The sequence below is a fragment of the Streptomyces bambusae genome (assembly GCF_019400985.1).
GTDB lineage: Bacteria > Actinomycetota > Actinomycetes > Streptomycetales > Streptomycetaceae > Streptomyces > Streptomyces bambusae_A.
On record NZ_WTFF01000445.1, the window covers coordinates 1 to 4,679 of the forward strand.

Sequence of the window (4,679 nt, forward strand, 5' to 3'; positions counted from 1 at the left end):
CCCCCCCCCCCCGGCCGGCCCGGTCCGCCCCGGCCACGGGCGCACCCGGCAGCGGCTGGCCCCGTACGAGGCCCGCCGGCTGCGCATCTGGGCGGCGGCCTGGGGGGCGACCGAGAGCACGGCCCTCCACCTGGCCTGGTCCCTCCAGCTGCACCGCTCCACCGGTTCGGGCCGCCGCCGGCCCGTGCCCGTCTGCTTCGCCACCGCCGTGTCGGGGCGGGGGATCGCGCTGGACGGCGTGGAGCGGCTGCCCGGCCCGCTGCGCAGCGCCGTGCCCGTCCACGTCACGGTGGACCCCGCCGCGCCACTGGCCCACCTGATGACCACGCTGGCCGGACGGGCCCTGGACGCGGCGGCGTACGAGTGGGTGGCCCCGGGGCAGTTCGCGGACTGGGCCGGGGGCGGGGTGCGGGGCTCGGCAGATGCGTACGAGCCGATCCAGGACCCCGCCCGCACCGGCACCCGGACCCGCATCCGCCCCCGCCCCCGGTCGCTCCTCGCCTTCGAGGTGCAGGCGCCCCGGGACACGGTGGACGGCGAGTTCGGGGGCATCGCCCGCGAGTTCCGCGCCGGCGGGACCGAGTACGGCGGCGTCGGGCGCGAGTTCGGCGGTGCCGAGACCGTCACCGCGCACACCGCGCTGCCGTACGTCCTCACCGCCCGGCACGACGACGACGGCGGCCTGGTCCTCACCGCCGTCCACGACCGCACCCGGATCACCGACCCCGACGCCGCCGAGATCCTGACCCAGACGGTCCGGCTGCTGCGCGAACTGCCCGACTCCGTACGGGAGTCCACCACCGTCGCCGACGCGCTCGCCCTGCTCGACGGCGCGCCCGTCCCCGGCGTGGCCCACCCGCCGGCCCGGCCCCCGCACACCCTGCGCGTCCTGCGCGACCCGTCCCCCGGCGGCGGCGCCGGCACGATCTGCCTGATCCCGCCGCCCGGCGCCCCACCAGGCTGCTACGACCGGTTCGCCGCGGCCCACCACGGCCCGCAGGCGCTCACCACGGTCGACCCGCCCGCCGACGCCCGCAGCTGCCTGGCCACCCTGCGTCCCGCCCTCGCCCGCGGCGAACCGCTGCTGCTCGGCGGCTACTCCGGCGCCGGCGCGCTCGCCTGCGAGCTCGCCGAACGCATCGCCGCGCACGGCTGGCACCCGCCGCTCGTCGCCATCGGCGGCGCCGCGGACGGCGGTCCCGATGCGGTACGGGCCCTGGCCCGCACCCTGCGGACCGCCACGGCTGCCGCCACCGCGGCCGCCGCGGCCACCGCCGCCGGACCCCGGCGGCGCGTATGACCAGGCCCGCAGCGCCTCCGTACCCCTCCGTGCCCCTCCGTACCCTCCGCACCCGACCGGCCTCAGCCCCGACCCCAACTCCAACCCCGACCCCAACCCCAACCGACACAAGCCACAGCGACAGCCATCAGGAGTGACATGTCCCGCCGCCTCTTCACCTCGGAGTCCGTGACCGAGGGCCACCCCGACAAGATCGCCGACCAGATCAGCGACACGATCCTCGACGCCCTCCTGCGCGAGGACCCGACCTCGCGCGTGGCCGTGGAGACCCTCATCACCACCGGCCTCGTGCACATAGCCGGCGAGGTGACCACGAAGGCGTACGCGCCGATCGCCCAGCTCGTCCGCGAGAAGATCCTGGAGATCGGCTACGACTCCTCCGCCAAGGGCTTCGACGGCGCCTCCTGCGGCGTCTCGGTGTCGATCGGCGCGCAGTCGCCCGACATCGCCCAGGGTGTCGACACGGCCTACGAGACCCGGGTCGAGGGCGCCGCCGCAGGTGGAGAGGGGGACGAGCTCGACCGCCAAGGCGCCGGCGACCAGGGCCTGATGTTCGGCTACGCCACCGACGAGACGCCCGAGCTGATGCCGCTGCCGATCCACCTGGCCCACCGGCTCTCGCGCCGCCTGACCGAGGTCCGCAAGGACGGCACGGTCCCGTACCTGCGCCCCGACGGCAAGACCCAGGTCACCATCGAGTACGACGGCGACAAGCCGGTCCGCCTCGACACGGTCGTCGTCTCCTCGCAGCACGCCTCCGACATCGACCTCGACGCCCTCCTCGCCCCCGACATCCGCGAGAACGTCGTGGAGTACGTGCTGCGGCAGCTGGCCGAGGACGGCATCAAGCTGGACACCGAGGGCTACCGGCTCCTCGTGAACCCCACCGGCCGCTTCGAGATCGGCGGCCCGATGGGCGACGCCGGCCTGACCGGCCGCAAGATCATCATCGACACGTACGGCGGCATGGCCCGCCACGGCGGCGGCGCCTTCTCCGGCAAGGACCCGTCGAAGGTGGACCGCTCGGCCGCGTACGCCATGCGCTGGGTCGCCAAGAACGTCGTCGCCGCAGGTCTCGCCTCCCGCTGCGAGGTCCAGGTCGCCTACGCCATCGGCAAGGCCGAGCCGGTGGGCCTGTTCGTGGAGACCTTCGGTACCAACACCATCGCCACCGACCGCATCGAGCAGGCCATCGGCGAGGTCTTCGACCTCCGCCCGGCCGCGATCATCCGCGACCTCGACCTGCTGCGCCCGATCTACTCCCAGACCGCCGCGTACGGCCACTTCGGCCGCGAGCTGCCGGACTTCACCTGGGAGCGCACGGACCGCGCCGAGCAGCTCAAGGCCGCCGCCGGCCTCTGAGCACGGGCGGCCGTCCGTACGGCACCGAGGCCGTAAGGGCACCGAGGCCGTACGGCACCGAGGCCGTACGGCACCGAGGCCGTACGGCACGCCCGCCGTAACGCCGTACGGCACGCCCGCCGTACGGCGCCCGCACCACCGCACCACCGCACTGCCACGCCACACCACCACTGACGCCCCGCCGACCGACCAGCTCACAGGAGTCCACGTGCGTATCGCGGTGACCGGATCCATCGCCACAGATCACCTCATGGCCTTCCCGGGCCGGTTCGTCGACCAGCTGATCCCCGACCAGCTGGACCACGTCTCGCTGTCCTTCCTCGTCGACGCGCTGGAGGTACGGCGGGGCGGAGTGGCGGCCAACATCGCCTTCGGGCTCGGGGCCTTGCGTCTCGACCCGATCCTCGCCGGCGCCGTCGGCCCCGACTTCGGCGAGTACGAGGTCTGGCTCAAGGAGCACGGCGTGGACACCAGCGCCGTCCACGTCTCCGGCGCCTGCCAGACCGCTCGCTTCATGTGCATCACCGACCAGGACAACAACCAGATCGCCTCCTTCTACGCGGGCGCCATGGCCGAGGCCGGCCGCATCGACCTCCGGGCCGTCCACGCCCGCAGCCCCTTCGACCTGGTCCTCGTCTCGCCCAACGACCCGGGCGCGATGCTGCGCCACACCGAGCAGGCCCGCACGCTCGGCATCCCCTTCGCAGCCGACCCCTCGCAGCAGCTCGCCCGTCTCACCGGCGCCGAGGTCCGCCAACTGGTCGACGGCGCCCGCTGGCTGTTCACCAACGAGTACGAGTCCGCCCTGCTGCGCGAGCGCACCGGATGGACCCCGGCCGACGTGCTCGACCGGGTCGGCGCCTGGGTCACCACCCTGGGCGAGCAGGGCGTCCGTATCGAGCGCAAGGGCGAGCCGACGATCACCGTGCCGGCCGTCCCCGACGTCCCGGCGAAGGACCCGACCGGTGTCGGCGACGCCTTCCGCTCCGGTTTCCTCGCCGCGATCGGCTGGCAGCTCCCGCTGCGGAGCGCGGCCCAGCTCGGCTGCGTGATGTCCGCGAGCGTCCTGGCCGCCGTGGGCTCGCAGTCGTACGAGATCCAGCCCGCGCAGCTCCTCACCACCCTCCACCGCGTGTACGGGAGCCAGGCCGCCGCGCTCCTCGAACCGAAGCTGGGACAGCTGACATGACGAACCTGAACGCACAGCAGAGGGCGGACGCCCTCCGGGAGGCACTCGCCACGCGTGTCGTGGTCGCGGACGGCGCCATGGGGACGATGCTCCAGGCCCAGGACCCCACGCTGGAGGACTTCCAGCAGCTGGAGGGCTGCAACGAGGTCTTGAACGTGACCCGGCCGGACATCGTCCGTTCGGTCCACGAGGCGTACTTCGCCGTGGGCGTGGACTGTGTCGAGACCAACACCTTCGGTGCCAACTACGCGGCCTTGGCCGAGTACGAGATCGTCGAGCGGAACTTCGAGCTGTCCGAGGCGGGTGCGCGGGTGGCGCGAGAGGTCGCGGACCGGTTCACGGTGGAGACGGGACAGCAGCGGTGGGTGCTGGGCTCGATGGGTCCGGGGACCAAGCTGCCGACGCTCGGCCACATCACGTACGCGACGATCCGGGACGCCTTCCAGGTCAACGCGGAGGGGCTGCTGACGGGCGGTGCGGACGCGCTGCTGGTGGAGACCACGCAGGACCTGCTCCAGACGAAGTCCTCCATCATCGGCGCCCGCCGGGCCATGGACGCCCTCGGGGTCTCGGTCCCGCTGATCTGCTCGGTCACCGTCGAGACGACCGGCACGATGCTGCTGGGTTCGGAGATCGGCGCGGCGCTGACCTCGTTGGAGCCGCTGGGCATCGACATGATCGGCCTGAACTGCGCGACCGGCCCGGCCGAGATGAGCGAGCACCTGCGCTACCTGGCCCGCAACGCCCGTATCCCGATCTCGTGCATGCCGAACGCGGGTCTGCCGGTGCTGACCAAGGACGGGGCGCACTATCCGCTGTCGGCTTCGG

Annotated in this window: 3 protein-coding genes and 1 pseudogene; all 4 read left to right on the forward strand. The window is 73.5% G+C overall.

All coding sequences use genetic code 11. The features are described from left to right. Nucleotides 1-1,300 (forward strand): annotated as a pseudogene (locus tag GPJ59_RS33615) (hypothetical protein); the annotation flags it as partial. A 138-nt stretch (nucleotides 1,301-1,438) separates the two neighbouring features. Next, nucleotides 1,439-2,662, forward strand: coding sequence for a methionine adenosyltransferase (gene metK, locus GPJ59_RS33620; RefSeq protein ID WP_219671713.1), 1,224 nt, complete (start codon nucleotides 1,439-1,441; stop codon nucleotides 2,660-2,662). 208 nt (nucleotides 2,663-2,870) lie between these two features. Then, complete coding sequence (locus tag GPJ59_RS33625) at nucleotides 2,871-3,851, forward strand: carbohydrate kinase family protein (RefSeq protein WP_219671715.1); 981 nt, start codon at nucleotides 2,871-2,873, stop codon at nucleotides 3,849-3,851. Further along, nucleotides 3,848-4,679, forward strand: an 832-nt coding sequence (locus GPJ59_RS33630) for a homocysteine S-methyltransferase family protein (protein WP_219671718.1), incomplete at its 3' end; no start/stop codon positions are given. The genes GPJ59_RS33625 and GPJ59_RS33630, both read left to right, overlap by 4 nt.

Coding starts and splice junctions, on each gene's coding strand:
- metK (WP_219671713.1), top strand. CDS start 1,439: ATGTCCCGCCGCCTCTTCACCTCGGAGTCCGTGACCGAGGGCCACCCC.